This window comes from Stenotrophomonas sp. YJH_SMC_123, from assembly GCF_059368215.1.
Genome location: NZ_JCAFRM010000011.1, coordinates 20,764 through 46,778, shown reverse-complemented (window position 1 = coordinate 46,778; position 26,015 = coordinate 20,764). Strand labels below are relative to the sequence as shown.

The window sequence follows — 26,015 nt, the reverse complement described above, 5'->3', positions numbered from 1 at the left end:
GCACAGGGCCGAGGGGACACCAGTCCCGCCCGACCCTGCAGGAACGGGGCCTCCCTGGCCCCGTGAAGGCCGGTCAACCGGCCTGGATCGACTCATCCGGACGACGCTCCAGGACCTGGTCGACCAGACCGTAGGCCTGCGCCTCGAAGGCGCTCTTGAAGTTGTCGCGCTCGGTGTCGCGGGCGATCGTCTCCAGCGACTGGCCGGTGTGCTTGGCCAGGATCTCGTTCAGGCGCGAACGCAGGGTCAGGATCTCACGCGCGTGGATGTCGATGTCGGTGGCCTGGCCCTGGTAGCCGCCCAGCGGCTGGTGGATCATCACACGCGAGTTCGGCAGCGCATAGCGCTTGCCGGCTTCGCCCGCGGCCAGCAGCAGGGCGCCCATCGAGGCGGCCTGGCCGATGCAGGTGGTGCTCACATTCGGCTTGATGTACTGCATGGTGTCGTAGATCGCCATGCCGGCGGTGACCACGCCACCCGGCGAGTTGATGTAGATGTTGATGTCCTTTTCCGGGTTCTCCGATTCCAGGAACAGCAACTGCGCCACCACCACGTTGGCCATGTGATCGTCGATCGGGCCCACGAGGAAGATCAGGCGCTCCTTCAACAGGCGCGAATAGATGTCGTAGGCACGCTCGCCGCGGCTGGTCTGCTCGACCACCATCGGAACCAGGTTCAGGGCTTTGGTTCGGTTGTCCATTACGTGAGGTACCTATCTTGGGGGGCAACAACCCCGCGCCGGCAAAGGCGCGGGGCATCCGGTGATCCGCCGGCTTACTGGCGGATCGCGTCCTGGAACGACAGCTTCTCTTCGGTGTGCTGAGCACGCTCGGCGATCCAGTCGATCACCTGCTCTTCCATCACACGGTTCTGCAGGCCAGACATCAGCTGGGGGTCGTTACGGTACATCTCAATGACCTGCTCCGGCTCTTCGTAGGTCGAGGCGATCAGACGCATCGTTTCGTTCAGGCGCTTGGCTTCCAGGCGCAGGTCGTTGATGCGGGCCACTTCACCGACCAGCAGGCCGACCAGCACGCGCTTGGCGGCGGCGTCCTTGAAGCCTTCGTGGGCATCGGCCGGGATCTCGCCGACGTTCTGGCCGTTGCGGCGCAGCTGCTCGACCTGCTGGGCCAGCATGGCGCGGGCTTCGTTCTCGACCAGGCGCGGCGGCATTTCCACCGACGAGTAGGCCGCGATCAGCTGCTCGCCCACTTCGCGGCGCAGGCGGTTCATCAGCGCGCCCTTCAGCTCACGCTCCAGGTTGGCGCGGATGTCGCTGCGGAACTGCTCGACGTCGCCACCCTTCACGCCGAAGCTCTTGATGAAGGCTTCGTCGACCGCCGGCACGACCGGCTCGGACACGTCGGCAACCTTGACGGTGACCTGCACGGTCTTGCCGGCCAGCACCGGCACGCGCCAGTCAGCCGGGAACTCGACGTCCAGGGTCTTCTCTTCGCCCTTGGCCAGGCCGACCAGGCCCTTTTCGATGGTGTCGAACATCATGCCCTGGCCGAGCACGATCGAACCCTTCTCGGTGCCCTCGGCCGGCAGGCGCTCTTCGCCGGCCTGCGACCAGGTTTCCACCGCGACCAGGTCACCGTCCTGCGCGCCACGGCTGACCGGGGCCCAGGTGCGACGCTGGTTCTGCAGGTTCTCGATCATCTGGTCGATGTCGGCGTCGGTGATCTCGGCGGTGTGGCGCACGACGGTCAGCTTGCTGACGTCGATGTCGCCGAAGTCCGGCACCACTTCCACGGTGGCCACGAAGGAGAACTCACCCTCGTCGCCCTTGTCGATGCGCGGGCTGCCGACGACGCGCAGGTCGTGCTCGCGCACGGCCGCGTCGAAGGTCTCGCGCAGCAGGCCGTCCAGCGCCTCGCCACGGACCTGCGCGCCGAAGCGCTGCTCGATCACCTTGGCCGGCACCTTGCCCGGACGGAACCCCTTGATGCGGGTGGTACGGGCGATTTCGCCCAGGCGGCCGGCGATGTGGCTCTGCAGACGCTCTTCCGGCAGCGAGAAGCTCAGGCGGCGTTCCAGGTTGCCGGTGGATTCGATCGAAGCTTGCATGTTGACTCCTGCCACCGGTGGCCCAGGCCCCCGGCTCGATGATTGGGATGAAACGGTTGTTAGGACACGACGTCTGGGACGCGCCTGCTTGCCGCAGCCCTTTAGTTTCGCCCAATTCGGCCTGCACTGCCAGCGCGTGCCGGTCAAGGGGGCGCCGATGGCCCGATCAGGGCGGGGACAGGCCGGCACTGGTGCGAAAGGGGGACTCGAACCCCCACGCCTTGCGGCACTGGAACCTATCTCCAGTGCAGATTGGCCTCCAAGCCTTGTCCCGCCTCAATTGTGGCCCATTCAGTGTGCCAAAAGCGACGGATCGTGCCTCCCCCGTCGGAAATACATCACTGGTCCGATGCAATTCCTTCGCCAGATGAATTCCAGTCAGGTAGACTCCGCCTGCCCGTGCCGGTGTGGCGGAATTGGTAGACGCAAACGGTTTAGGTCCGTTCGCCTATGGCGTGCAGGTTCGAGTCCTGTCACCGGTACCACGGGATCGTTGCCAAACCGTACCTCTGCGCGAAATTTGCCTGACTCAGTGTCATATTTTCAGAATGCGCCCGCGAGGCTTCCGGCTAGTCGCAACAACGGAGTCTTGGCCAAACATGATGAGTTGCGTGTCAGTAGGTGCTTCTAACGTCAGCTCATGACTCACGGGAGCCAGGTCAACCATCACATCAATCAGCTCATCCGGGTCGCGCACGCGCCATCCCGCAAGATCCCGATAAGGCAGCGCCCATCCCCCCTTTGACTTCCATACGGCAAATGCCAAGGGGTAAAACTTCATCAGCCAGTAGGTGGAAATGTCTCCGCCCCTAGTGAGATCCACGGAACCTGCGTCGCGGATGAGCGCCTGCCGACGATAGGGATAAATCCAGTAGTGGACATTGACCCCGGCAGGCAAAGGCAGAGTTTCGTCCAAGAAGAAATCCCGCCATTGCTCCGTGAGCGGCCCCTTTCGATAGCGATCAACTCCGACTGCCGCCAAGTGCCCCCAAACCGCGCGAATCAGTAGGGCAGGCTTTGTAGGCACCGCCATGACCGAGGGCAGCGCCAAGTCGGATGCAAGCAACCCACTGACTCGCTTGGTGAAGTCGATAAGCACCGGATCATATCGGCCGCCGAGCAGGGCGTTGTTGCACCGGCCACACAGCGTACGGTACTTCACCCCATCCTGAGCTTTTGTCTTGATCGCCTTCCCCGCATCAAGCAGATGCGTGACGTGTTGAAGCTCAACAGCAGTTGGATTCACACAGCCTTTGGGCGGAGTGTGATCTTCAGTCAGTGGGCCAGTGTTGCCACAGATGTTGCAAACCCCAAACTTCGCACCGCGCGTCACCACGTGGAGAGGCATAGTCGAACTTCCCGAGGAGTTCACGAATGCGGCGCGCTATCTATGCACGCCGCTGATCTCAGTCCCGCAGACGGTCCATTTCGGCCCGGAGTCTACGAAGCTCTGCATAAGGCATGGTTGGAATATCTTCGCGCTGCGCAAAGCGGATTCCGTCACCGAGCAACTTGTAGACCAATCCTGAATGAGCCCTGTAGTTGAAATAAGCATAGTCCGCCTCCGCTAGCTCCTGCAGGGCCAGGGTCACATCTGACAACGGGTGGATTCCGAAGCCCGCCACCTGGAGAAACTTGCGGGTTTGTTCGGGGCTGAGTTCGCCAGCATCAACTGCCCGAAGCGCCCTCAGCACTAGAAGTGTCAGCCCTTCAGGTCGCCACGGGGACGGAGCTTGAGGCGACACCTGCTGGATGGCGGCAACCTCCTTACTCGCACGGAAGGAGTTGAGTGCCAAGACGAACAGCAACGGCAGGGCTAGCGCAATGCCTGAAATCGCCCAGACAGGAACGGTCACACCTTTGCTCAACCACTGGCCGATCACGGGCACGAACTTGAGCGCCCATGTGCATGCGCCAACAATGGCCGCAACGACTACGCCTTCGAGAATTGCGCGCCAAAAACTCTTGTCGCTAGCCACGTAACGCCCCCTCCGTGGTGTGCCAAGGTGTGTGCCAACGTCGCGGCACACAGCCTTAGAAATTGTGTGCCAACTGTGTCGCTGTGCCGGACATGTGACGCGCGCGTAGCGCTAAGTCATTGAATTGCAAGAGACCGGAGGGGAACCTAAATCCAGGGCGTCTACCAATTCCGCCACTTTCGCGTGGCCGGCACAGGTGGTCATTGTCGCAGGCGGCGACTGGAATCGGAAGGCCTGCACAAAGCTGAATCCACTACGCTCCGCGCCATCGCTGCATCGCGGCCAGCCCGGCGGGTGCGCGACCCGCCGGGCTGGCCGCAGCCTACTGCTGCGGTACCGTGCGGGCCGGCGCCGCGCCTGAGCCCGGGTCGACGGCCGCATCCACCTTCCGGACCTCCACGCCCCCATCGTCGGTGCGACGCAGGGCCACCGACGCCGGCGCAGCCCTGCGCACATCCACCGAACCGTCCGCATTGCGCTGTACGTCCACCGCGCCGGGCAGGACCTCCCCCTCCGCGGGCCGGGCCGGCCGCAACTGCATGGCGTCGTCGATCTGGCGCGCCGGAATGCGCTCTGCGCCCGGATCACGCTCGACAGCCTGCGCGGGATCATTGCCCGGCGTGCAGGCCGCCAGTGCCATCAACGCGAAGGGAACCCACACCGTGCCGTGCAATCGAGTGATCTCAGCCATCAACATCTTCCTTCCTGCATGCGCCATCGGCTCGGAAGATCTATTGGGTGCGATGCAGGACGCCATGCGGTGAGAAGCAGTGCACAGCATTGAAAACACTGATGACGCGTATGCCCCTGATTTCAGCACTGCTTCAGTAGATCCACGCCATGCGTGGATGAAACGCAACCCGGCGTGCGGGCAAGAAAAAAGCCACCTGGATGACCAAGTGGCTTTCGTCTGGTGGGCTGTCAAGGATTCGAACCTTGGACCTATTGATTAAGAGTCAACTGCTCTACCAACTGAGCTAACAGCCCGAAATCGGGGCGCGAATTATGACCCGATCCGCTCGGTGGGTGCAAGCACTTTCTTCAACATCGTTGAAACCAGCACTGCGATCCCGATGCGTTGCAGATCCACGCCAGGCGGGGCCCTGCAACGTGTGGCCCATTGAAACGAAAGGGTCACACCTATAAGAAAAAAGCCACCTGGCGTACCAGGTGGCTTCCGTCTTGGTGGGCCGTCAAGGATTCGAACCTTGGACCTATTGATTAAGAGTCAACTGCTCTACCAACTGAGCTAACGGCCCGTGAAACTCAGACGCACATTGTAGCGTGCTTTCTGTTTATTGCAATACCGTTTCGGCTGCGCCGATGCGGTTGAATCAGTGGGGTGGCTGAGGGGATTCGAACCCCCGACCACCGGAATCACAATCCGGTACTCTAACCAACTGAGCTACAGCCACCACTGAAACTTTCGCTCCACCGCCGATACCGCCAGCACTGGAACCTTGAAACCTTGCCTGGAGACTGTCACCGAAGTTCCGGTCCGCCGAAGCGAGTCCGATATTCTGGTGGAGTCTTTACGCTTTTGCAAGCACTTCTTCACATCCGCCGATGCGATCCCGCTGTCCCGCCAATGGCGCGCCCGACAGGAATCGAACCTGTAACCGCCGGCTTAGAAGGCCGGTGCTCTATCCAGTTGAGCTACGGGCGCCCGAACCGGAACGGTGTCCAATCCGACGTGACGTGGGATTGGTCGGGGTAGAGGGATTCGAACCCCCGACATCCTGCTCCCAAAGCAGGCGCGCTACCAGACTGCGCTATACCCCGGTCTTGCAATCCCCTCGGGTCAGGCCCGGGGAGTTGGTCATTGTCGCCAAGCGCGTTGGGAACTGTCAACGAAGGACGCGCAGTTCCGCGGCCTGCCACAACGCCAAAAGCAGTCATCGGCTATGCTCACGCCCATCGGCCGGATGGCCGTCCTGACCCTCATTCGCACGGAGAACACGCATGCGCAGCGGCAACCCGGCTCTTTCCGAGTCGACCTTCCTCGACCTCGCCAGCGGTTCGGTGGTGACGAGCCCCGACCAGGCAATGACCCTCAACGGCACCGTCAACAAGACCGGTTTCCTGCTGCTGTTGACCGTGCTGACGGCCGCTTTCGCCTGGAACCAGACCATCGACGACTACGGCCAGGTCATGGCCGGAGCCAGGTTGTATGCCATGGGCGGCGCCATCGGCGGCCTGGTGCTGGCGCTGATCACCATCTTCAAGAAGGAATGGTCGCCGGTCACCGCGCCGATGTATGCGCTGGTGGAAGGCGTGTTCCTCGGCGCCATCTCGGCCCTGTTCAACGCCAAGTTCCCGGGCATCGTGTTCCAGGCCGTGCTGCTGACCTTCGGCACCCTGTTTGCGCTGCTGTTCGCGTACCGCAGCGGCGTGATCAAGGCCACCGAGAACTTCAAGTTGGGCGTGGTCGCCGCCACCGGCGGCATCGCCCTGCTCTACCTGGCCTCGTTCGTGCTGGGCTTCTTCAACATCAACGTGCCGGTGATCCACGACTCCAGCTGGCTGGGCATCGCCTTCAGCCTGTTCGTGGTGGTCGTGGCGGCGCTGAACCTGGTGCTGGACTTCGACTTCATCGAAACCGGCGTGGCCCAGCGCGCGCCGAAGTACATGGAGTGGTATGGCGCATTCGGCCTGATGGTGACCCTGGTCTGGCTGTATGTGGAGTTCCTGCGCCTGCTGTCGAAGATCCAGCAGCGCTGAGTCCAGCCACGCCGAGAGAGACAAGCCGCGATCCGCAAGGGTCGCGGCTTTTTTGTAGAGTCGAGCAAGCCCACACGTCCCCTGCCCCCATGCCCGACACCTTCCACAGCTACCGCCCGGCAGAGGGCCACCGTCTGCCGCATGACCCGTTCAACGCCATCATCGGCCCGCGCCCGATCGGCTGGATTTCCAGCCGCGACGCACAGGGCACGTTGAACCTGGCGCCCTACAGCTTCTTCAACGCCTTCAACTACACCCCGCCGATCATCGGCTTCTCCAGCCAGGGCCGCAAAGACTCGCTGCGCAACATTGAAGCCACCGGTGAATTCGTGTGGAACCTGGCCACCTTCGACCTGGCCGAGGCGATGAACGAAAGCTGCCGTGCGGTCGCGCCGGATGTCGACGAGTTCGTCCTTGCCGGCCTGACGCCACTGGCCTCAACGCAGGTCACACCGCCCCGCGTGGCACAGAGCCCGGTAAGCATGGAATGCCGCTGCACGCAGATCGTCCGCCTGCGCGATGCCGCCGGCCAGGACACCAACGGCTGGCTGGTGCTGGGCGAAGTGGTGACGGTGCATATCGATGAACGGTTGCTGGTCGATGGCATCTACGACACCGCTGCGGCGGCCCCGATCCTGCGCGGCGGCGGGCCTGCCGACTACTTCCGCATCGGCGCCGGACAGCGCTTCCGCATGTTCCGCCCGACCTGACGTTCAACCGGTTACGGCCGCGCCAGCAGCACCGGCATCGACGACGCCAGCAATGCGATGCCCGACGCGGTCAACAGGCTCAGTACGATCTGCCGGAAGCGCGCCTCGCTGATGCCGATGTAGACGCGCGCACCCAGCAGGGTCGGCACCAGCATCGCCGGCGCCACGATGGCGAAGTACGGCAGCATCTGCCGGCTCACCAGGCCGCTGCCGACATAGGTGGCCATGGTCACTGCCAGCATCGCCAGGTTGAAGTTCTGGATGACCGCGCGCTGCTCGTCCCTGCCGAAGCCACGCAGCGTGCTCCACAGCGTCGGCACCGGTCCGGCGAAACCGCCGATGCCGCTGAGCACCCCACCTGCCATGCCGGCGATCGCGTCACCGATGCGACCACCCACGCGGATCGGCGGCAATGATCGCGCCATCAGCATCACCGGGCACCACAGCGCAAGGAAGCCGCCCAGCAGCGCCTTGAACCAGTCCATGTCCAGGTGTGGCAGTACCATCACGCCGAGCGGAATGCCCGCCAGGCCGCCCAGCACGAACGGCAGCAGCAGGCGCAGGTTGAAGCCACGCCGCACGGTGAACACGGCCACCAGCTGACCGACCAGCGCGCCGAACACCGACAGCGCAGCGGCCAGTCGCGGCTCCAGCCCCCATGCCCAGAACGACATCGCTACCATCCCGAAGGCGAAACCGGACAGGCCCTGTACGAATCCGGCGACGATCGCGCCAAGCGCGACCAGCAGATACACCGACTCCATCATCACCCCGGCTGCAACCGCGCGACTACCCTGCCGCGCTCACCTGTGCAGCGTAGTGCGCCGCGAGATGCTCGACCAGCGCACGCACCTTGGGCGCCAGTGCACGTGCATGCGGGTACAGCGCGAAGTAGCGTCGCTGGCCCGCATGCCAGGCCGGCAGCACGCGGATCAAACGACCGGCGCGCAGATCCTCCTGCACGGTGAAGGCGGTGAACAGGCTGATGCCCATGCCGGCCAGCGCGGCGGCGTACAGTGCGGGCGTGGCATCCACGCGCAGGCGCTGCCCGGCTTCGATGCTCGCGGTTGCGCCGCGCGGCCCCTGCAACTGCCAGGGCGGCATTGCTGGCGTGGGACTGAAACCCAGCAGCGTGTGATGAGCCAGGTCCGCTGCCTGCCGCGGCAGTCCGTGGTGTGCCAGGTAGGCCGGTGCGGCGACCAGGATGCGCGGGCAGCTGGCCAGCTCGCGCGCGACCAGCTGGCTGTCCGGCAGTGAAGCCGCGATGCGCAGGGCCAGGTCGAAACCACCACCGACCACATCGACCAGCTGGTCATCGGCCGACAGGTCCAGCGTGACCTGGGGGTAACGCTGCAGGAATGACGGCAGCCAGTGCGGCAGCTCCTGGCTGGCCACCACCTGCGGCACGCTGATCCGCACGCTTCCACTGGGCTGCGCCTGCCCGGCACGGGCACGGTCGTCGGCTTCCTGCAGGCGGTCCAGCAGCGTTGCCGCCTCACGGTAGTAGTCGCGCCCGGCCTCGGTCAACGACAGCCGGCGACTGTTGCGATCGAGCAGGCGCACCTGCAGGTGTTCTTCCAGCCGCCGCAGTTGCCGCGACATCGCCGAGTGGGTGGTACCGAGGCGCTCGGCTGCCGCGGTGAAGCTGCCCGCATCGACGATGGCGCGCAGTGCACGCAGGGCAGCGAAGTGATCCATCGGCGGGCAGCTCCACGTGGCGGAGCCCGCGGCATGCGGGCCCCGCCAGCTTATCAAGCGCCGTCGCCGGCCTTGCGCACCGGCAGTGCCAGGATCGCGTCAGTCGTCATGACATCGCCGAAGGCGTCCTCGATCTGGGCCAGAGCGGCTTCATGCAGCGTGCGATGGCCGATGCGCCGGCCGCCAGCCAGGTCCAGGTCACGGCTGGCGCTGGCATCGGACGAGACGATCACCCGGTAACCACGGGGCGCGGCCGCCGCGTCGCGCGCGGCACCAGCCACGCAGGCATGGGTCTGCAGGCCGGTGACGATCAGGGTGTCGATGCCGGCGTTCTTCAGCAGCGGGTCGAGCACGGTGGAGGACGCGCCGGCGAACACGCTGACATTGTCCTTCTGCACCACGGTCTCGCCCTGGCGCGGCTGCAGGTCGCGATGGAAGGCAGCATTGACGCTGCCCTGTGCGAACAGCGGCGCACCCGCCGGCAGCACGTGCTGCACATGGATCACGCGGATGCCATGAGCATCGGCGAATTCGACCACCCGCTTCGCCTGCCGCAGCGCGGCCACGCCATCGGGAATGACCATGCGGCCACCGGCAAAGCCCGGTGCGGCCGTGGCATCGAAGTACTCATTCTGGAAGTCGATGACCAGCACGGCGGTCTTTGCCGCATCCAGCGAGGTCGCGACCGGCGCGCCAGCCATGTGGCGGATGGTGGGATGGGCCGGCTCGGCGGCGGCGACCGGGGCGGTGGTGGCCATGCCGATCAGGCTGGCCAGGCCGAAGGCGGTGAGGTTCATGTTCGAGCTCCAGTGCGTTGGGAAGTGGGCACAGGATGCGGAGCGCATGACGCACGAACCAGCCGCGTAGCGGCACATGATCTGTGCAATGTACGCACAGACAATTTCCATGTAGAGCCACCCCATGGGTGGCTGCGGACCAAGGCCCCGTCATTCCACGCACGGCGTGGATCTACCGGGCCGGCCCACAACGCAACGGGGCGCCCGAAGGCGCCCCGCTGTGGATCCAACCGAGGTCGGCCGGCCGCTTACAGGCGGCTGGCGATGGCCTGGGCAAAGCTCATGGTGGTGCCGGTGCCGCCCAGGTCGCCGGTCAGCGAATCCTTGGCTTCCATGGTCGCCACGATGGCCTTGCGCAGGCGCTCGGCGTTTTCCGGCTGGCCGACATGGTCCAGCATCTGCGCGGCTGCCAGCAGCAGCGCGCACGGATTGGCCTTGCCCTGGCCGGCGATGTCCGGCGCGGTGCCGTGCACGGCTTCGAAGATCGCCGCGTCCTTGCCGATGTTGGCACCCGGGGCCAGGCCCAGGCCGCCGACGAGACCGGCGCACAGGTCGGAGATGATGTCGCCGAACAGGTTGGTGGTGACGATCACATCGAACTGTTCCGGACGCATCACCAGCTGCATGCAGCAGTTGTCGACGATCATTTCCTGGAACTCGATCTCCGGGTACTGTGCGGCGACTTCACGGGCGACGTTCAGGAACAGGCCCGAGGTCGACTTGATGATGTTGGCCTTGTGCACGGCAGTGACCTTCTTGCGGCCAGTGCTCTTGGCCAGCTCGAAGGCGTAGCGCACGATGCGCTCGGAGCCCTTGCGGGTGATGCGGGTGCCGGAGAAGGCGGTTTCGCCGTCGGCCGACACTTCCTGGCCTTCGGCCAGGTAGGCACCTTCGGTGTTCTCACGGACGGTGATCAGGTCGACGTTGTCGAAACGCGACTTGGTGTTCGGGAAGGTGTGGGCCGGACGCACGTTGGCGTACAGGTCGAAGTGGCGGCGCAGGCTGACGTTGATCGAGGTGAAGCCACCACCGACCGGGGTGGTCAGCGGGCTCTTCAGCGCGACCTTGTTGCGCGCGATCGATTCCAGGGTCACTGCCGGCATCAGGTCGCCGTGCTTTTCCAGGGCCACCAGGCCGGCGTCGGCGTCTTCGTACTCCAGGCCAGTCTTGAGCTGGTCGAGCACGAACAGGGTGGCGTCCATGATTTCCGGGCCAATGCCGTCGCCGCGGATGACCGTAATTTTCTGCGTCATTGATCGATGTTCCGAACAGGGGGAAAAACGCCGTCCGGACGTGCCCGGAAACGCCGGCGCAAAGGAAGTTTCACCGGCAATTATGCCTGAGCCGGGGCCGAGGTCCCAAATAGACCATGGTCCCAGTGCCCGGCCCAGGCAGAATTGCCCGCGCATTCCGCCTTATCCCCGCGCCTGTCGGCGCGCCCCCTTGAACAACAAGGGGGCTCCTGGGCTGTTGGATCGTGGGAAGGCCCCTCGCGGGTGCGGTAGTGCCGGCCGCTGGCCGGCAACCCCGGCCATGCCGGATTCAGGGAATACCGGCCAGCGGCCGGCACGCCCCTCAGTGCTCGTGCGCTGCCGGGGCGGCGGCGCCACCTTCAAGCTGGTCGAGGAAGTCGACCGCGCGGCGCAGGTGCGGGATCACGATCGATCCGCCCACCACCAGGCCGACCGAGAAGGTCTCGAAGAACTCCTCGCGGGTCACGCCGGCGTCCTTGCACTGGGCCACGTGATAGCTGATGCAGTCGTCGCAGCGCAGCACCATCGAGGCCACCAGGCCCAGCAGCTCCTTGGTCTTCACGTCCAGCGCGCCGGCCTGGTAGGTCTGCGTGTCCAGCGCGAAGAAGCGGCGCACCACCTGGTTCGGCTCACCCAGGATCCGCTCGTTCATGCGCTTGCGGAACTCGGTGAACTCGGCGATGCGGTCCTTGCTGCCGTCGTCGGCCGCGCTCATGCCTGGCCCTGCCCGGCCAGCAGCGGCTCGAGCTTGCCTTCACGGTGCAGGGCCATCATGTCGTCGTAGCCGCCGACATGGACGTCGCCGACGAAGATCTGCGGCACGCTGGTGCGGCGGGTCAGCGCCATCATCTTCTCGCGCTCGGCCGGGTCCAGGTCGATGCGGACCTCGGTCCACTGCTGGCCCTTGCTCTTCAGGAAGTTCTTGGCGGCCACGCAGTACGGGCAGACGGCGGTGGAATAGATGGTGATGGCGGGGGCACCGCCGGCGGTCTGGGCTGTCACGGGAAACTCCACGATGGATCGACGGTCTACATATGGTACCGGTGCGCTGGAATTTCCACGCCACGGCCGCAACACTGTGGATTAACGAATGGTTGCCCCCCGCCCTGCCACGCTTGGCGCGCCCCGCCCGAGGAACTCCTGCTTGCGAGCCCTGCTGCTGACTACCGCCGTCACCCTGGCCCTGGCCATGCCGCTGGCCCAGGCCCAGGAGAAGCTGCCCGACATCGGCTCCTCGGCCGGCGAGCTGCTGACCCCGGCCCGCCAGGCCGAGTACGGCGCGATGATGCTGCGCGAGCTGCGCAACTACGGCTACCTGCTGGAAGATCCGCTGGTCAACGACTGGCTGCAGACCATGGGCACCCGTCTCGGCTCCAACAGTGACCAGCCACGGCAGCCGTACACCTTCTTCGTGATGAACGACCGCCAGATCAACGCGTTCGCCACGCTGGGCGGCTACATCGGGGTCAATGCCGGCCTGGTGCTGACCGCCGAGCGCGAGGACGAGGTCGCTGCGGTGCTGTCCCACGAAATCGCCCACGTCACCCAGCAGCATGTGCTGCGCGGCGTCGAGCGCGCCCAGCGTGACCAGATCCCGATCCTGCTGGGCATGCTGGCGGCGGTGGTGGCCGCCCAGGCCAGCAACAGCACGTCGTCCGGCAACGCGACGATGGCCGCGATCAGCTCGGGCATGGGCCTGATGCAGCAACGGCAGATCAACTACACCCGCTCCAACGAGTCCGAGGCCGACCGCCTGGGCATCCGCACCCTGTCGCGCAGCGGCTACGACGTCGATGCCATGGCCGGCTTCTTCGAACGGATGTCGGCGGCCATGCGTGGCAATGAAGGGGGCTACAGCGTGCCCGAGTTCCTGCGCACCCACCCGGTCAACATCACCCGCATCAGCGAAGCCAAGGCCCGCGCCGAGCAGATGAAGAAGGATACGGTGCTGCTGGCCACCAGCACCCCCACCGGCGAGCGCAAGGAGCGGGTGGACCCGGCCGATCCCAGCCTGGGCGAGCCGCTGCTGCGCGGCAACAACCCGCTGCTGCCCAGCAGTGTGCTGCGCCTCCCGATCGGCCAGCTCAACCGTGGCGCCAGCGGCGACTTCGACTGGGCACGTGAGCGCCTGCGCGTGCTCAGCGCGGATTCCACCCCCGAGCTGGAACGCGAGTATGCCGACCTGGCCAAGCGGCAGAAGGACGGTCTCAACGATGCGCAGCGCTATGGCCAGGCGCTGGCGGTCATGCGCGGTGGCCGTGCCGGCGCCGGCCAGGCCCGGCAGACCCTGGCCGGCCTGCTCCAGACCCATCCCGGCAACCTGTGGCTGGCGCTGGGCCTGGGCGAAGCGGAATCGCGGGCAGGCCAGGCGGCCCAGGCCAACAGCCGCTTCGAGCAGCTGCTGCGCGAACACCCCAACAGCCGCCCGGTGGCACTGACCTATGCCGAGATCCTGAACGAACAGGGCAACCGCGAGGCCGGCCAGCGCGCGCAGGCGATGCTGCGCCCCCTGTTGTCGCAAAGCGGTAACGATCCGGTCTTCCAGCAGCGCTTTGCCCGCGCCAGCGAGCTGGCCGGCGACAGCGTGCGTGCCAGCGAGGCCTATGCCGAGGCCGCCTTCCTCAGCGGTCGGCCGGAACAGGCGCTGCTGCAGCTGCAGGCGCTCAAGCGCAACCCGGCGCTGGATTACATTGGCCGCGCGCGGGTCGATGCCCGCATCGAAGCGATCACCCCGACCGTGCTGGAGCTGCGTCGCCAGGGCGTGCAGGACCCGGACCTGGACCGGCGCTGAGCGCTGCATGACCGGCCGATGGCAATCCAGGCCGGTTCCGGCCGGGCAGTCACAAACATGTCATCAAACCGTAGTCTACTGGCACCACTCCAGTAACCGAGCCCTACGGTGTCCTCGTGCAGAAACGCATCCTGATCGTCGATGACGAGCCCGCGATCCGTGAAATGGTCGCCTTCGCCCTTCGTAAGGGCGATTACGAACCGGTCCACGCCGGCGATGCCCGGGAGGCCCAGACCGCGATCGCCGACCGCGTTCCGGACCTGATCCTGCTGGACTGGATGCTGCCCGGCACCAGCGGCCTGGACCTGGCCCGTCGCTGGCGCAAGGAAACGCTGACCCGCGAAGTGCCGATCATCATGCTGACCGCCCGCGGCGAAGAGAACGACCGCGTCGGTGGCCTGGAAGCCGGCGTCGACGACTACGTGGTCAAGCCGTTCTCGGCGCGCGAACTGCTGGCGCGCATCCGTGCGGTGATGCGCCGTGCCCGCGAGGACGACGAGGACGGCAGCGTGGCAGTCGGCCCGATCCGCATCGACGGCGCCGCCCATCGCGTGTTCGCCAACGACCAGCCGGTGCCGATCGGCCCGACCGAATACCGCCTGCTGCACTTCTTCATGACCCATCCGGAGCGCGTCTACACCCGCGCGCAGCTGCTGGACCATGTATGGGGTGGCAGCGTGTACGTGGAGGAGCGCACCATCGACGTGCATATCCGCCGCCTGCGCAAGACGCTGGAACCGTTCAACGCCGAGAACATGGTGCAGACCGTGCGCGGCGCCGGCTACCGGTTCTCCACTGCCACCTGAGTCTCGTCGTGCCGGCACCGCGCACCTGCGGGTGCCGGTGCCGGCAACTCTGCTATAACCCTTGGTTCACTCCAGTGAACCGCCGCACCTCAACGACGAGACCGCAATGCCCCGCCACATCCGCTCTGCCTGGTTGAAGACCCTGGCCACCGTTGCCGCGGTACTGCTGTTCGCCGGACTGGTGGGGTGGTTCACGGGCCATCTGTGGTTGTGCATCGCACTGGGCGCGCTGGCTACCCTGGCCTGGCATTACTGGCGACTGCGCAGCGTGCTGCGGCGGCTGACCGCGCGCCAGCGCTGGGACACCGCCGAAGAAGGCACCGGCGTCTGGAACGAACTGGACCGCCTGCTGTATCGCAACCAGGTGGAAATGCGCGTGCGCAAGCGCCGCCTGCTGGACATGCTGCGCAGCTACCGCGCCGCCGCCGCCGCATTGCCCGACGCGGTGGTGGTGCTGGACCGCAACAGCCAGCGCGTGCAGTGGTTCAACGAAGCGGCCACCGCCCTGCTCGGCCTGCACCATCCCGGCGACCTTGGCGAGGCCCTGGTCGAACGCCTGCAGCCGATGCCGCTGGCCCACTGGCTGGCCGGTGGCCGCAATGCCGAACCGATCCTGGACGTGCCCTCGCCGGTCGATCCGGCGATCCGCCTGAACCTGCGCCTGATTCCCTATTCGTCGGATTACTGGCTGCTGATCGCCCGCGACGTCAGCAAGCTGCTGCGCCTGGAACAGGTGCGCCGCGACTTCGTGGCCAATGTTTCACACGAGCTGCGCACGCCGCTCACCGTGGTCCACGGCTACCTGGACATGATGGATCCGGAGGACTTCCCCGGCACCGGCCCGATGCTGGAAGAAATGCGCAAGCAGAGCCAGCGCATGGCCCAGCTGGTGGAAGACCTGCTGACCCTGTCGCGGCTGGAATCGCAGGAGCACAGCGAGGAAGAGACCGTGGCCATGCAGCCGATGCTGGCGACCCTGCGCCGCGAGGCCGAGGCGCACAGCCAGGGCCGCCACCAGATCAGCATCGATGATCTGGCCGGTGTCGACCTGCAGGGTTCGACCAAGGAACTGCACAGTGCCTTCTCCAACCTGGTCACCAACGCGGTGCGCTATACCCCGGCCGGGGGCCGCATTGCGGTGGAGTTCCGCCGCGAAGGCGACGGCGCCGTGCTGGCGGTGCGCGATTCCGGCTACGGCATTCCCGCCACCCACCTGCCGCGCCTGACCGAACGTTTCTACCGTGTGTCCAGCAGCCGCTCGCGCGAGAGCGGCGGCACCGGGCTGGGCCTGTCCATCGTCAAGCACATCCTCGGCCTGCACCACGCACGGCTGGAGATTGAAAGCGAAGTCGGCAAGGGCTCGGTGTTCTCCTGCCATTTCGATGCCGACCACGTGCGCCCGCGCGAGTCCGCCCCCCTGACCTCCATCGAAGAATGACGCCATGAGCAGCCTCGGATCCCTCCCCCTCCCCGTGAGCCCGGACAACGATCCGTTGCGCGACCCGTCGCTGTACATCAACCGCGAGCTGTCGCAGCTGGATTTCAACTTCCGCGTGCTGGCGCAGGCCATGGACCCGCAGGTGCCGCTGCTGGAGCGCCTGCGCTTCATGTGCATCTCCTGCACCAACCTCGACGAGTTCTTCGAGATCCGTGCCGCCGCCGTGCGCCACGCGCAGGAATTCGGCCTGCCGCCGGCGCCGGACGGCATGAGCCCGCAGGCCATCCTCAACGCCATCCATGACCGCGCTGCGGAGCTGGTGGACCAGCAGTACCGCTGCTGGAACGAGACGCTGCGCCCGGCGCTGATGGAGGCCGGCATCGGCGTGCTCGGTCGCCATTCCTGGACCGACCGCCAGAGGCGCTGGCTGCGCGCCTACTTCCGCAACGAGATCATGCCGGTGCTGTCGCCGCTGGGCCTGGACCCGGTGCACCCGTTCCCGAAGATCCTCAACAAGTCGCTGAACATCGTGGTGGTGCTGAAGGGCACCGATGCGTTCGGCCGCGCCGGCCACCTGGCGATCGTGCGTGCGCCGCGCTCGCTGCCGCGCATCATCCAGCTGCCGGAGAAGCTCGGCGGATCGCAGAACTTCGTGTTCCTGTCCTCGGTGCTGTCGACCTTCGTCGATGAGCTGTTCCCGGGCATGGAAGTCCAGGGTGCCTACCAGTTCCGTGTCACCCGCAACTCCGAGCTGGTGGTGGACGAGGAGGAAGTGGAGAACCTGGCGCTGGCGCTGCGCGACGAACTGGTCGACCGCGGCTACCGGCCGGCGGTGCGCCTGGAGATCGCCCACGACATGCCGCGCGAGATCGTGCGCACGCTGCTGCAGAATTTCGGCCTGACCGAGAACGCGGTGTACCGCATCGACGGCCCGGTCAACCTCAACCGCATCATCCAGCTGTACGACCTGATCGCGCAGCCAGACCTGAAGTACCCGCCGATGACCCCGCGCACGCTGCGCGACAGCGACGGCATCTTCGAGACCACGGCGCGCCAGGACCTGCTGCTGCACCACCCGTTCGATGCCTTCACCGCGGTGCTGGACCTGATCCGGCAGGCGGCGATCGATCCCAACGTGCTGGCGATCAAGCAGACGCTGTACCGCACCGGCAAGGATTCGCTGATCGTCGACGCACTGATCCAGGCCGCGCGCAACGGCAAGGATGTGACTGTAGTGGTCGAACTGCGTGCGCGCTTCGACGAAGAGGCCAACCTGGGCCTGGCCGATCGCCTGCAGGAGGCCGGGGTGCAGGTGGTGTACGGCGTGGTCGGCTACAAGACCCACGCCAAGATGCTGCTGATCGTGCGCCGCGAAGGCCGCAAGCTGCGCCGCTACGTGCACCTGGGCACCGGCAACTACCACAGCGGCACTGCCCGCGCGTACACCGACATCAGCCTGATCACCGCCGATCCGGACATCGGCAATGACGTGCACCTGTTGTTCCAGCAGCTGTCCGGGCTGGCCTCGAAGATGAAGCTCAAGCGCCTGCTGCAGTCGCCCTTCACCCTGCACACCGGCATCCTCGGCCGTATCGAGCGCGAGACGCGCATCGCCGCCGCCGGCCGCCCAGCGCGGATCATCGCCAAGATGAACGCGTTGAACGAACCGCAGGTGGTGCGCGCGCTGTACGCCGCGTCGCAGGCCGGCGTGCAGATCGACCTGATCATCCGTGGCGCCTGCACCCTGCGTCCGGGCGTTCCGGGTGTCTCGGACAACATCCGCGTGCGCTCGATCGTCGGCCGCTTCCTGGAGCACAGCCGCGTCTACTGGTTCGGCAACGACGGCGCGCCGGAGATGTACTGCGCCAGCGCCGACTGGCTGGAACGCAACCTGCTGCGCCGGGTCGAGACCTGCTTCCCGATCCTCGATCCGGAACTGGCCAAGCGGGTGTACCGCGAGGTCCTGCAGAACTACCTGGACGACAACCTCAACGCCTGGGAACTGGACGCCGACGGCCTCTACCACAAGCGTGCGCCGGCGCACGACGAAGCCCCGCATTCTGCGCAGATGGCATTGATGCAGGGGCTGTAGTCCTGCCCCGGTGGATCCCGACCGCTGGTCGGGATTCGATCAGCGGTCGCCCGGGGTCAGATCCCTTTCCTGCGGGAAAGGGATCTGACCCCTTGCAATCCTGCTGCACGCCTCCTTCCAGAATGTGAAGGCCGCGCGGTGACGAGCACACCGCCGCTTCGGCTAACATTCGCCCATGCCGCATACCTCCACGACTCCGCCCGCATTGCAGGATGGCGACCTGCTGGCCGCCATCGACCTTGGCTCCAACAGTTTCCACATGGTCATCGCGCGCTACACGCTCGGCCAGCTGCGGGTGATCGACCGCCTGCGCGAGACGGTGCGCATGGCCGACGGGCTGGATGGCAAAGGCGGACTGTCTTCCGCCGCACGGCAGCGCGCGCTGGAATGCCTGGCCCGTTTCGGCCAGCGCATCCGCAATGTGCCGCCGCATCGGGTGCGCGCGCTGGCCACCAACACGGTGCGCCAGCTGCGTTCTCCCCAGTCGTTCCTGGTCCCGGCCGAAACTGCACTGGGACACGCCATCGAAGTGGTCAGCGGCCGCGAAGAAGCCCGCCTGATCTACCTGGGCGTGGCCCACGCGCAACCCCCCAAGCCCGGCCAGCGCCGGCTGGTGATCGACATCGGTGGCGGCTCCACTGAATTCATCATCGGCATGGGCATGCAGACCCTGGAGCGCGAAAGCCTGCAGGCCGGTTGCATCGCCAGCACCCGGCGCTTCTTCCCCGGCGGCAAGCTCAGCAAGAAGCGCTGGAAGGACGCGCTGGCCGAGATCGGCCGCGAGTTCCAGCCCTTCGCCAGCAAGTACCGCGCGCTGGGCTGGCAGGAGGCGCTGGGTTCTTCGGGCACGCACAAGGCGATCAGCGAGATCTGCGCGACGATGAAGCTGAGCAAGGGCGCGATCACCGCCGAGGCCCTGCCGCAACTGCGCGATGAGCTGCTGAAGGCCAAGAAGATCGACGACATCCAGTTGCCGGGCCTGTCCAGCGACCGCCGCCCGATCATCGCCGGCGGCATCCTGGTGCTGGAAGCGGCGTTCCAGGCACTTGGCCTGCAGAAGCTGCTGGTCAGCAAGGCCGCGATGCGCGAGGGCATCCTCTACGACATCGTCGGCCGTGCCGGCGAGAACGACCTGCGCGATGAATCGGTGGCCGCGCTCAGCCAGCGCTACGGTATCGATACGGTACAGGCCGACCGCGTGCAGGACACCGCTCTGTCACTGCTGGAGCAGGTGCAGGAACGCTGGAAGCTCGATGCCGATGATGCGCGCATGCTCGGCTGGGCCGCACGCCTGCACGAACTGGGCCTGATGATTGCCCACAGCGGCTACCACGTGCATGGCAGCTACGTGCTGGAGCACTCGGACATCGCCGGCTTCTCCCGCCAGGAACAGCAGATGCTGGCCGCGCTGGTGCGCAGCCATCGCCGCAGCGTGACCAAGACCGCCTTCGACGCCCTGCCCGAGCGACTGCTGCTGACCGCGCGCCGGTTGGCGGCCCTGCTGCGGCTGGCGGTGCTGCTCAACCGCGCGCATGAGGACGACCCGCTGCCGGCGCTGGAACTGACCGCCGACGACAACCGGCTGTCGCTGATCGTGCCGCAGGCATTCATCGATGCCCGTCCGCTGCTGCGCGCCGACCTGATCGGCGAGACCGACGGGATCGCCGGGCTGGGCATCCAGTTCCGTCCGTTCGTAGCCTGAATACGCCGTCGCCTGTTGTCCACAGGACAGCAGGAGTGACGCACTTCGCACCCCACTTTGCGCAGTCTGGCGGTTTTTTGTGCTGCTTCGCATCACGACGGCACCGTATCGCGTATCGCACCTCTCACGTAAGCGCCTGCTTTTGTTCACGTTTTGTGAAGGATGGGGGTGTCCCGTGACATAAATCGATACGAACTCTTTACAGAGCATTAACTAACGAGACTACTATCGGGTCACCGGCTCGGTCATCAACCCAGCTGGCTCCTTCGACGCCCACTTTGGCGTCTTGTGCACGACCTGAGAGAGAGAGCTCGCCATGACTTCACGCACCACCGCACTGGGGCAGGCCATCCGCTATGCCCTGGCTACCACCGCAACGTTGGCCGCCCTGCCCGCGTTTGCCCAGGACGGCAGCAACGCAACGCCCACCAACCTCGACCGCATCGAGATCACCGGCTCGCGCATCCGCCAGGTGGACGTGGAAACCGCCCAGCCGGTGTTCGCGATCAGCCGCAACGACATCGAAAAGCAGGGCTTCAGCTCGGTTGCCGACATCCTGCAGAACGTCACCGCGATGGGCAGCCCGACCATCAGCCGCGCCAATGCGCTGACCGCGGGTGAAAACGCGGGTGGCACCTACATCGACATGCGCAACCTGGGCACCCAGCGCACGCTGGTGCTGGTCAACGGCAAGCGCATGGGCATCAGCACGTCCGGCTACCAGGACATCTCCACGCTGCCGGTGTCCGCCGTGGAGCGCATCGAGGTGCTGAAGGACGGCGCCTCTGCGATCTATGGCTCCGACGCCATGGCCGGCGTGGTGAACATCATCACCCGCTCCAATGTCACCGGTGTGACCGCCAACGTCTATCACGGCCAGTACAGCCAGGGCGACGGCGCACGTGACCGCTTCGACGTGGTCGCCGGCTGGAGCAACGATCGCGTGTCGTTGACCTTGTCCGCCGAGCATGCCGAAGAGAAGGGCGTGTGGGCGCGCGATCGCGGCTTCAGCAAGTACGGCATGACCGATCGCCATCCGTACGACAGCAGCAACTGGACCACGATCAGCCAGTACGGCCAGTTCACCGGTCTGCGCGGCCCGGGCTGTACCGCCACTGCGGGCTGCGGCTATTCCCTCAACCGCGGCGCCGATCCCACCAACCCGGCCAATTACCACCTCACCGATAGCACGCCGTTCACCGGTGACGTGAGCAACGCCAACGACCAGATGCACGTGATGTATCCGGTCAAGCGCGACTCGGTCTATTTCGACGGCCGCTTCAAGATCACCGACAACGTCAACTTCCGCACCGAGCTGGGCTACAACCAGCGTGAGTCCACCCGCCAGATCGCGGGCTATCCGCTGCAGTCGAGCACCGCCGGTGTCGGCTCGATGTCGATCAACAGCTACTTCAATCCGTTCGGCCGCCAGCACGGGTATGCCACCCCGACCGCCGTGGCATGGAACCGCCGCACCTGGGAAGTGCCGCGCGTGACCACCAGCGAGCTGAAGACCTACCGCGCGGTGGCGTCGTTCGACGGTTCGTTCGAGATCGGCAGCCGCTACTTCGACTGGGAAGTGGGTTACCAGTACAACCGCAATGAACTGGAATCGGTGGCGACCGGCAACCTGCACAAGGGTCGCGTCGCCGGCGGCGTCGGCCCGTCGTTCTACAACGCCGCCACCGGCAAGGTGCAGTGCGGCACCGCCGCTGCACCGATCTCCTATGACGTGTGCAAGCCGTGGAACCCGCTGGTGCCGTACGGCACGACGGCTGCCGATGGCCTGTACGGCAACGAAGAACTGCAGGCGTGGCTGTTCCCGGAAGAGATCACCAAGGGCCGTACCACCTCCAAGAACTTCTTTGCCAACATCGCTGGCAGCATCGTGACCCTGCCGGCTGGCGACCTGGGCTTCGCGTTCGGCGTGGAAAGCCGCAAGGAAGAAGGCAAGTACACCCCGGATGCCCTGGCCCAGACGGGCGCGACCACCAACCTGGCCGCGGGCCCGACCGGCGGTGACTACACCGTCAACGAGGCCTACCTGGAAGTGAACGTTCCGGTGCTGGCCGACCTGCCGGGCGCGAAGGAACTGACCTTTAATGGCGCAACCCGCTTCTCGGACTACAACACCTTCGGCAACACGCTCAACAGCAAGTTCGGCTTCAAGTGGAAGCCGATCGACTCGCTGATGGTGCGTGGCACCTGGGCCGAGGGCTTCCGTGCACCGACCATCAGCGACCTGTTCGGTGGTGGTTCGGAGACCTTCGCGCAGTTCAGCGATCCGTGCGACACCCGCTTCGGTTCCTCGGCCTCCAGCGCGGAAGTCCGTGCACGTTGCGCACGCGACATCGCCAATGCGAATACCTTCCGCCAGCTGCGCCAGGGTGGCACCCCGGTGAACACTTCGACGGACGCGACCCCGGTGCCGTTCACCTCCGGGTCGAACCCGCTGCTGACGCCGGAAACCTCGACCAGCAAGACGCTGGGCCTGGTCTGGAGCCCGAGCTTCATCCAGGGCTTCAACGCCTCGCTGGACTGGTGGAAGATCCGCATCGACAACACGATCATCGCCGACACGCCGACCCAGATCCTGCAGGACTGCTACGAATCGGGTATCGACGCGCGCTGCTCGCGCTTCCAGCGTGACCCGGTGACCGGCATCGTGACCAACCTGAAGTTCGGCAACCGCAACGCGGGCTTCATGGAAACCGAAGGCTACGATCTGGACGTGAGCTACCGTCTGGACACCCGGTTCGGCAAGTTCAACGTGAACTCGGCCACCACCTACGTGTCCAGTGCGACCTACCGCACCTCCAACGACAGCTCGATCGTCCCGATCGTCACCAACGGCATCGGCAGCGCTTTCCGCGTCCGTTCCAACCTGGTGCTGGGCTACGAGCGGGGCAACTTCGGCGCGAGCTGGACCGCGCGTTACTATTCGGGCGTGAAGGAAACCTGCTCGAACATCGCGCTGTACCCGGACGAGTGCTCGGATCCGGGTGTGTACGCACCGTGGTACAAGGGCGCACGCAACTACAACGAGCGCGGCGCGGTCACCTTCCACGACGTGCAGGTGCGTTACTCGCTGCCGTGGGACGCCACCGTGTCGGTCGGTGCCAACAACGTGTTCGAGAAGACCGGCCCGGTCATGTACAGCAAGCCGAACTCGGCCTTCTCGTACTACGGTGGTTACGATATCGGCCGCTTCATCTACATGAAGTACCAGCAGCGCTTCTGATCCATCGCGCTGTGACGGAAGCATGACGACCACGGCCCTTCGGGGCCGTGGTTTTTTATTGGCCGCCGCGCCCAGGCGCTGGCCGGCGCCGCCGTCATCTGATGGTCGCAAAGCGGTCATGTCGGCTACATCGCCAGGCCCGAGCATGCCGGAAACCCGGAGGCCCGCCATGCGCTATGCCATCGTCACCGAGACCTATCCACCGGAAGTGAACGGCGTCGCCCTCACCGTGCAGGGGCTGGAACAAGGTCTGCGCGCAGCCGGGCACGAGATCGACCTGGTCCGCCCCCGCCAGTCCAGCGAAGCGCTGGATTCGGCACCTGGCACCTTGCTGGTTCCCGGCGCCGCCCTGCCCCGCTACCCCGGCCTGCGTTTCGGACTGCCGGCACCGATCCGGCTGGGCCGCCATTGGCAGAAACAACGCCCGGATGCGGTCTACATCGCCACCGAAGGTCCGCTCGGCTGGTCGGCACTGCGCACTGCGCGCCGCCTCGGCATTCCGGTCGCCAGCGGCTTCCACACCCGCTTCGACGAGTACCTGCCCGACTACGGCGTGGCGTGGCTGCAGGCCGCAGCCATGCGCTGGATGCGCCGTTTCCACAACCAGGCCGATGCCACCCTGGTGCCGACCCGCGAGCTGCAGCAGTTCCTCGGCGAACAGGGCTTCGAGCGCGTGCGCCTGCTGGCCCGCGCGGTGGACAGCCAGCAGTTCGATCCAGGCCGGCGCGATCCCGCGCTGCGCGAGGAATGGGGCGTGGATGGCAACGGCCTGGTGGCGATCTATGTCGGCCGCATCGCTGCTGAAAAGAACCTCGGCCTGGCAGTGAAGGCATTCCGCCGGCTGCAGCAGATCCGGCCCAAGGCACGCTTCGTGTGGGTCGGTGATGGCCCGGCCCGCGAGAAGCTGGCACATGAAAACCCCGACTTCATCTTCTGTGGCATCCAGCGCGGCGATGCGCTGGCCCGGCACTTCGCCAGCGGCGATCTGTTCCTGTTCCCCAGCCGCAGCGAGACGTTCGGCAACGTGACCCTGGAAAGCATGGCCAGCGGTGTGGCCACCGTGGCCTTCGACTACGGCGCCGCGCGCGAGTACCTGCGCAATGGCGAGAACGGCGCAGCCGTGGACAGCGACGATCAGTTCATCGAGGCCGCCGTGCGACTGGCCGCCGATGACGCGCAGCGCCGCGAACTGGGCGGCAATGCCGCACGCGCGATGAAGCGCCTGCATCCACAACAGGTGGTGGCCGAGTTCGATGCCCTGCTGGCCGAACTGGCACAGTCGCGGAGGAACGGCCATGCGCACTACGCCGCTTGAGCTGCTGGCCGGGCGCGAAGCACGCTGGTGCCGGCGCGCAAACCACTACTGTCGGCGGCGCCGCGTGCGTCGCCTGTTCGCGGTCATCAGCCGACTCGGCGATGGCGTGTTCTGGTACGTACTGATGGCCGCGCTGGTGGTGCTGGACGGCTTCGACGGCCTGCGCGCCTCGGTGCACATGGCCGCCACGGGCCTGGCCGCGCTGCTGCTGTACAAGGTCCTCAAGCGCTGGACCCGGCGCCCGCGGCCCTACGCGGCCGACCTGCGCATCCGCGCCTGGGTGGCGCCGCTGGACGAGTTCAGTTTCCCCTCCGGACACACCCTGCATGCGGTGTCGTTCACCATCGTGGCACTGGCCTACTACCCGTGGCTGGCGCCGCTGCTGGTGCCGTTCACCTGTGGCGTTGCACTGTCGCGGGTGGTCCTGGGCCTGCACTATCCTTCCGATGTGCTGGCAGCCACCGCCATCGCCATCGTGCTGGCTTCGGCCAGCCTGACCTGGCTGCCGCTGCCGGTATAGCCCCGGGGTCAGATCCTTTTCCTTCGGAAAAGAGATCTGACCCCCACAATACCGGCGGCGCCACCATCATCATTGATGGCCTAGAATGCGGGCATGACCACGCTGTTCATTTCCGACCTGCACCTGGACCCCAGCCGTCCGGAGATCACCGACCTGTTCCTGCGCTTCCTGCGCGAGCAGGCGCCCGGCGCCGATGCGCTGTACATCCTCGGCGACCTGTTCGAGGCCTGGATCGGCGACGACACGCCCTCGCCCGCCGCCGATGCGGTGGCCGATGCGTTGAAGGTGCTGTCCGACAGCGGCGTGCCGGTGTACTTCATCCGCGGCAACCGCGACTTCCTGCTCGGTGAGGACTACGCGCGCCGTGCCGGCCTGCGCATCCTGCCCGACCCGTGCATGATCGAACTGTACGGCCGCGCGGTGCTGCTGCAGCACGGTGACCTGCTGTGCACCGATGACATTCCCTACCAGCAGTTCCGTGCACAGACGCGCGACCCGGTATTCCAGGCGCAGTTCCTGTCGCAGCCGCTGGCCGCACGCATCGCGTTCGCGCAGAAGGCGCGCGAAGCCAGCCAGGCGCGCCAGTCCGAGATGAAGCAGGACGATCGAGCACAGTTCGAGTCGGTGACCGACGTGGCCCCGGCCGAAGTCGATGCCACCTTCGTGCGCCATGGCGTGGACACCATGATCCATGGCCATACCCATCGGCCGGCGATCCACACGCTGCAGGCCGGTGGTCGCGAGCGCACCCGTATCGTGCTGGGTGACTGGTACGAACAGGGTTCGGTGCTGCGCGTGGATGCCAGCGGCTGGACGCTGGATACGCTGGCGCGCGAATAACGGATCGCAAGGTGCCAACCAAGGTTGGCATCTACCAGAGCA

The 26,015-nt window shown here is 66.0% G+C and carries 22 protein-coding genes and 6 tRNA genes; 12 read left to right on the top strand and 16 right to left on the bottom strand.

The window, feature by feature from the left end; translation table 11 throughout:
• Window positions 1-73: 73 nt before the first annotated feature.
• Window positions 74-700, bottom strand: coding sequence for an ATP-dependent Clp endopeptidase proteolytic subunit ClpP (gene clpP, locus AC5P5W_RS19730; RefSeq protein ID WP_019659528.1), 627 nt, complete (start codon window positions 698-700; stop codon window positions 74-76).
• A 74-nt stretch (window positions 701-774) separates the two neighbouring features.
• Window positions 775-2,070 (bottom strand): trigger factor, encoded by a 1,296-nt coding sequence (gene tig, locus AC5P5W_RS19725; RefSeq protein WP_014646097.1) that lies wholly within the window; start codon window positions 2,068-2,070, stop codon window positions 775-777.
• Window positions 2,071-2,471: 401 nt separating this feature from the next.
• On the opposite strand from tig, the gene AC5P5W_RS19720 reads away from it, so the two are divergent.
• Window positions 2,472-2,555: transfer RNA gene (locus tag AC5P5W_RS19720), tRNA-Leu, on the top strand.
• A 50-nt stretch (window positions 2,556-2,605) separates the two neighbouring features.
• Here AC5P5W_RS19720 and AC5P5W_RS19715 read toward each other — a convergent pair.
• The 8 genes from AC5P5W_RS19715 to AC5P5W_RS19680 all read right to left on the bottom strand — a co-directional run bounded on the left by AC5P5W_RS19715 (window position 2,606) and on the right by AC5P5W_RS19680 (window position 5,831).
• Complete coding sequence (locus AC5P5W_RS19715) at window positions 2,606-3,316, bottom strand: hypothetical protein (protein WP_495221402.1); 711 nt, start codon at window positions 3,314-3,316, stop codon at window positions 2,606-2,608.
• Between the two features lie 160 nt (window positions 3,317-3,476).
• Window positions 3,477-4,049 (bottom strand): hypothetical protein, encoded by a 573-nt coding sequence (locus tag AC5P5W_RS19710; protein WP_142234347.1) that lies wholly within the window; start codon window positions 4,047-4,049, stop codon window positions 3,477-3,479.
• A 322-nt stretch (window positions 4,050-4,371) separates the two neighbouring features.
• Window positions 4,372-4,740, bottom strand: a complete 369-nt coding sequence (locus AC5P5W_RS19705; protein WP_197575005.1) for a hypothetical protein — start codon at window positions 4,738-4,740, stop codon at window positions 4,372-4,374.
• A gap of 220 nt (window positions 4,741-4,960) precedes the next feature.
• A tRNA-Lys gene (locus AC5P5W_RS19700) sits at window positions 4,961-5,036 on the bottom strand.
• 196 nt (window positions 5,037-5,232) lie between these two features.
• Window positions 5,233-5,308, bottom strand: a tRNA-Lys gene (locus AC5P5W_RS19695).
• Between the two features lie 79 nt (window positions 5,309-5,387).
• Window positions 5,388-5,464, bottom strand: a tRNA-His gene (locus AC5P5W_RS19690).
• Between the two features lie 174 nt (window positions 5,465-5,638).
• Window positions 5,639-5,715, bottom strand: a tRNA-Arg gene (locus AC5P5W_RS19685).
• Window positions 5,716-5,754: 39 nt separating this feature from the next.
• A tRNA-Pro gene (locus AC5P5W_RS19680) sits at window positions 5,755-5,831 on the bottom strand.
• A gap of 180 nt (window positions 5,832-6,011) precedes the next feature.
• On the opposite strand from AC5P5W_RS19680, the gene AC5P5W_RS19675 reads away from it, so the two are divergent.
• Together AC5P5W_RS19675 and AC5P5W_RS19670 are read left to right on the top strand one after the other, a co-directional pair.
• Window positions 6,012-6,770, top strand: a complete 759-nt coding sequence (locus AC5P5W_RS19675; RefSeq protein WP_014646095.1) for a Bax inhibitor-1/YccA family protein — start codon at window positions 6,012-6,014, stop codon at window positions 6,768-6,770.
• A gap of 89 nt (window positions 6,771-6,859) precedes the next feature.
• Window positions 6,860-7,480 (top strand): flavin reductase family protein, encoded by a 621-nt coding sequence (locus AC5P5W_RS19670; protein ID WP_014646094.1) that lies wholly within the window; start codon window positions 6,860-6,862, stop codon window positions 7,478-7,480.
• An 11-nt stretch (window positions 7,481-7,491) separates the two neighbouring features.
• Here AC5P5W_RS19670 and AC5P5W_RS19665 read toward each other — a convergent pair whose 3' ends face one another.
• The 6 genes from AC5P5W_RS19665 to grxC all read right to left on the bottom strand — a co-directional run bounded on the left by AC5P5W_RS19665 (window position 7,492) and on the right by grxC (window position 12,230).
• Window positions 7,492-8,244 (bottom strand): sulfite exporter TauE/SafE family protein, encoded by a 753-nt coding sequence (locus AC5P5W_RS19665; protein ID WP_197575006.1) that lies wholly within the window; start codon window positions 8,242-8,244, stop codon window positions 7,492-7,494.
• 25 nt (window positions 8,245-8,269) lie between these two features.
• Entirely contained in the window at window positions 8,270-9,178 is a 909-nt protein-coding gene (locus AC5P5W_RS19660; RefSeq protein ID WP_049440267.1) for a LysR family transcriptional regulator, read from the bottom strand.
• 53 nt (window positions 9,179-9,231) lie between these two features.
• Window positions 9,232-9,975, bottom strand: a complete 744-nt coding sequence (locus AC5P5W_RS19655; protein ID WP_014646091.1) for a cysteine hydrolase family protein — start codon at window positions 9,973-9,975, stop codon at window positions 9,232-9,234.
• A gap of 248 nt (window positions 9,976-10,223) precedes the next feature.
• Window positions 10,224-11,228 (bottom strand): isocitrate dehydrogenase, encoded by a 1,005-nt coding sequence (locus tag AC5P5W_RS19650; RefSeq protein WP_014036138.1) that lies wholly within the window; start codon window positions 11,226-11,228, stop codon window positions 10,224-10,226.
• 322 nt (window positions 11,229-11,550) lie between these two features.
• Entirely contained in the window at window positions 11,551-11,943 is a 393-nt protein-coding gene (locus AC5P5W_RS19645; RefSeq protein ID WP_004154542.1) for a carboxymuconolactone decarboxylase family protein, read from the bottom strand.
• The gene (gene grxC / locus AC5P5W_RS19640) at window positions 11,940-12,230 is read right to left on the bottom strand and encodes a glutaredoxin 3 (protein WP_004154541.1); all 291 of its coding nucleotides are present in this window, start codon (window positions 12,228-12,230) and stop codon (window positions 11,940-11,942) included. The genes AC5P5W_RS19645 and grxC overlap by 4 nt, the downstream gene beginning before the upstream one ends.
• Before the next feature lie 142 nt (window positions 12,231-12,372).
• On the opposite strand from grxC, the gene AC5P5W_RS19635 reads away from it, so the two are divergent.
• The 9 genes from AC5P5W_RS19635 (at window position 12,373) to lpxH (ending at window position 25,973) form a co-directional block, all read left to right on the top strand.
• A complete protein-coding gene (locus AC5P5W_RS19635; RefSeq protein WP_495221401.1) occupies window positions 12,373-14,019 on the top strand; it encodes a M48 family metalloprotease in 1,647 nt (548 codons plus the stop codon).
• A 116-nt stretch (window positions 14,020-14,135) separates the two neighbouring features.
• Entirely contained in the window at window positions 14,136-14,825 is a 690-nt protein-coding gene (phoB, locus tag AC5P5W_RS19630) for a phosphate regulon transcriptional regulator PhoB (RefSeq protein WP_005408258.1), read from the top strand.
• A 106-nt stretch (window positions 14,826-14,931) separates the two neighbouring features.
• The gene (gene phoR / locus AC5P5W_RS19625; protein ID WP_005415460.1) at window positions 14,932-16,263 is read left to right on the top strand and encodes a phosphate regulon sensor histidine kinase PhoR; all 1,332 of its coding nucleotides are present in this window, start codon (window positions 14,932-14,934) and stop codon (window positions 16,261-16,263) included.
• A 4-nt stretch (window positions 16,264-16,267) separates the two neighbouring features.
• A complete protein-coding gene (ppk1, locus tag AC5P5W_RS19620) occupies window positions 16,268-18,355 on the top strand; it encodes a polyphosphate kinase 1 (protein ID WP_046429123.1) in 2,088 nt (695 codons plus the stop codon).
• A gap of 175 nt (window positions 18,356-18,530) precedes the next feature.
• A complete protein-coding gene (gene ppx, locus AC5P5W_RS19615; protein ID WP_032955928.1) occupies window positions 18,531-20,057 on the top strand; it encodes an exopolyphosphatase in 1,527 nt (508 codons plus the stop codon).
• A 316-nt stretch (window positions 20,058-20,373) separates the two neighbouring features.
• Window positions 20,374-23,298 (top strand): TonB-dependent receptor domain-containing protein, encoded by a 2,925-nt coding sequence (locus AC5P5W_RS19610; RefSeq protein WP_032955931.1) that lies wholly within the window; start codon window positions 20,374-20,376, stop codon window positions 23,296-23,298.
• A 169-nt stretch (window positions 23,299-23,467) separates the two neighbouring features.
• Entirely contained in the window at window positions 23,468-24,613 is a 1,146-nt protein-coding gene (locus tag AC5P5W_RS19605; RefSeq protein WP_049407510.1) for a glycosyltransferase family 4 protein, read from the top strand.
• Window positions 24,594-25,133 carry a phosphatase PAP2 family protein gene (locus AC5P5W_RS19600; protein ID WP_032955935.1) on the top strand — a complete coding sequence of 180 codons (540 nt, stop codon included), beginning with the start codon at window positions 24,594-24,596 and terminating at the stop codon, window positions 25,131-25,133. The genes AC5P5W_RS19605 and AC5P5W_RS19600 overlap by 20 nt, the downstream gene beginning before the upstream one ends.
• Window positions 25,134-25,226: 93 nt before the next feature.
• A complete protein-coding gene (lpxH, locus tag AC5P5W_RS19595) occupies window positions 25,227-25,973 on the top strand; it encodes a UDP-2,3-diacylglucosamine diphosphatase (RefSeq protein ID WP_049407506.1) in 747 nt (248 codons plus the stop codon).
• Window positions 25,974-26,015 lie beyond the last annotated feature (42 nt).

Bases quoted from the DNA above. Each gene is read 5' to 3' on its own strand.
- clpP (WP_019659528.1), bottom strand. From the start codon at position 700: ATGGACAACCGAACCAAAGCCCTGAACCTGGTTCCGATGGTGGTCGAG.
- tig (WP_014646097.1), bottom strand. From the start codon at position 2,070: ATGCAAGCTTCGATCGAATCCACCGGCAACCTGGAACGCCGCCTGAGC.
- AC5P5W_RS19705 (WP_197575005.1), bottom strand. From the start codon at position 4,740: ATGGCTGAGATCACTCGATTGCACGGCACGGTGTGGGTTCCCTTCGCG.
- AC5P5W_RS19675 (WP_014646095.1), top strand. From the start codon at position 6,012: ATGCGCAGCGGCAACCCGGCTCTTTCCGAGTCGACCTTCCTCGACCTC.
- AC5P5W_RS19670 (WP_014646094.1), top strand. From the start codon at position 6,860: ATGCCCGACACCTTCCACAGCTACCGCCCGGCAGAGGGCCACCGTCTG.
- AC5P5W_RS19665 (WP_197575006.1), bottom strand. From the start codon at position 8,244: ATGGAGTCGGTGTATCTGCTGGTCGCGCTTGGCGCGATCGTCGCCGGA.
- AC5P5W_RS19660 (WP_049440267.1), bottom strand. From the start codon at position 9,178: ATGGATCACTTCGCTGCCCTGCGTGCACTGCGCGCCATCGTCGATGCG.
- AC5P5W_RS19655 (WP_014646091.1), bottom strand. From the start codon at position 9,975: ATGAACCTCACCGCCTTCGGCCTGGCCAGCCTGATCGGCATGGCCACC.
- AC5P5W_RS19650 (WP_014036138.1), bottom strand. From the start codon at position 11,228: ATGACGCAGAAAATTACGGTCATCCGCGGCGACGGCATTGGCCCGGAA.
- AC5P5W_RS19645 (WP_004154542.1), bottom strand. From the start codon at position 11,943: ATGAGCGCGGCCGACGACGGCAGCAAGGACCGCATCGCCGAGTTCACC.
- phoR (WP_005415460.1), top strand. From the start codon at position 14,932: ATGCCCCGCCACATCCGCTCTGCCTGGTTGAAGACCCTGGCCACCGTT.
- ppk1 (WP_046429123.1), top strand. From the start codon at position 16,268: ATGAGCAGCCTCGGATCCCTCCCCCTCCCCGTGAGCCCGGACAACGAT.
- ppx (WP_032955928.1), top strand. From the start codon at position 18,531: ATGCCGCATACCTCCACGACTCCGCCCGCATTGCAGGATGGCGACCTG.
- AC5P5W_RS19610 (WP_032955931.1), top strand. From the start codon at position 20,374: ATGACTTCACGCACCACCGCACTGGGGCAGGCCATCCGCTATGCCCTG.
- AC5P5W_RS19605 (WP_049407510.1), top strand. From the start codon at position 23,468: ATGCGCTATGCCATCGTCACCGAGACCTATCCACCGGAAGTGAACGGC.
- AC5P5W_RS19600 (WP_032955935.1), top strand. From the start codon at position 24,594: ATGCGCACTACGCCGCTTGAGCTGCTGGCCGGGCGCGAAGCACGCTGG.
- lpxH (WP_049407506.1), top strand. From the start codon at position 25,227: ATGACCACGCTGTTCATTTCCGACCTGCACCTGGACCCCAGCCGTCCG.